The organism is Nonomuraea lactucae, assembly GCF_003313395.1.
Taxonomy (GTDB): Bacteria; Actinomycetota; Actinomycetes; order Streptosporangiales; family Streptosporangiaceae; genus Nonomuraea; species Nonomuraea lactucae.
In genome coordinates this window covers 1-1,115 of the sequence record NZ_QNFZ01000443.1, presented here as the reverse complement: position 1 = coordinate 1,115, position 1,115 = coordinate 1, and the positions used below count along the sequence as shown (strand labels likewise).

At 66.2% G+C, this 1,115-nt stretch carries 1 protein-coding gene; it reads left to right on the top strand.

The genetic code is table 11. The features are described from left to right. Nucleotides 1-40: 40 nt before the first annotated feature. Nucleotides 41-1,115: condensation domain-containing protein (locus DQW85_RS22515; RefSeq protein WP_240197356.1), on the top strand; the 1,075-nt coding region annotated here is incomplete at its 3' end.

Sequence of the window (1,115 nt, the reverse complement as noted above, 5' to 3'; positions counted from 1 at the left end):
GCAGAGGTCGCTGAGTCTGGTTGATGGGCCGTTGGTCCGGGTGGTCTTCTTTGATCGGGGCGAGGAGCCGGGTTGGTTGGGGGTTGTGGTTCATCATTTGGTGATGGACGGGGTGTCGTGGAACATCCTGTTGGAGGATCTCGATCGCGCTTACCGGGGTGAGCGGCTGCCTGCCAAGACGACGTCGTTCCGGCAGTGGGCGGAGGCGTTGCGGGGTTATGCCGGCTCGGATGTGGTGCGTGCGCAGTTGCCGTATTGGTTGGAGCAGGCGGGGTCGGGGTTTGTGGTGCCGGTGGATGGTCGGGTGGGTGCTGTTGATGGGGTGGTGCGGGTTGAGTTGGATGTGGAGACGACGGCTGCGTTGTTGACGCGGGCGCATCGGGCGTATCGGACGCAGATCAATGATCTGTTGCTGGCGGCGTTGTTGCAGACGTTGGGTGGGTGGGCGGGCACGAGTGCGGTGACGATCGGGTTGGAGAGTCACGGTCGGGAGGCGGTGGTTGAGGGGGTTGATCTGTCGCGGACGGTTGGGTGGTTCACTTCGGTGTTCCCGGTGGTGTTGGCGGCCGCGGATTTGGGTGATGCGGCGGTGGTGGTGAAGTCGGTCAAGGAGGGGTTGCGGCGGAGTCCGGGGCGGGGTGTCGGGTTTGGGGTGTTGCGGTATCTGGCTGATGGCGGGGATGAGCTGGTGGGGCGGTTGTGTGCGGTGGCGGAGCCGCATGTGGGGTTCAACTATCTGGGTGGGCGGGCTGGGATGTCGGGTGGGTTGCTGGTGGGGGAGTTGGCGGCGGGGCTGGCGGGGCCGGATGGGCAGACGCGGGCGCATAAGTTGCAGGTGGAGGCGTTTCGGGCGGTGGATGGGCGGTTGGTGTTCGAGTGGCATTACGGGGGTGCCTGGCATCGGGGTGAGACGATCGAGCGGGTGGCGGTGGCGTATGTCGAGGCGTTGAGGGCTCTGGTGGAGCATTGCCTGTCGCCGGAGGCGGGTGGGTTCACGCCGTCGGACTTCCCGTTGGCCCGGTTGGACCAGCCGACGCTGGATGCGGTGGCCGCCGGGGCGCGGGTGGCGGATGTGTATCCGTTGACCTCGGTCCAGCAGGGAATCCTCTTCCACG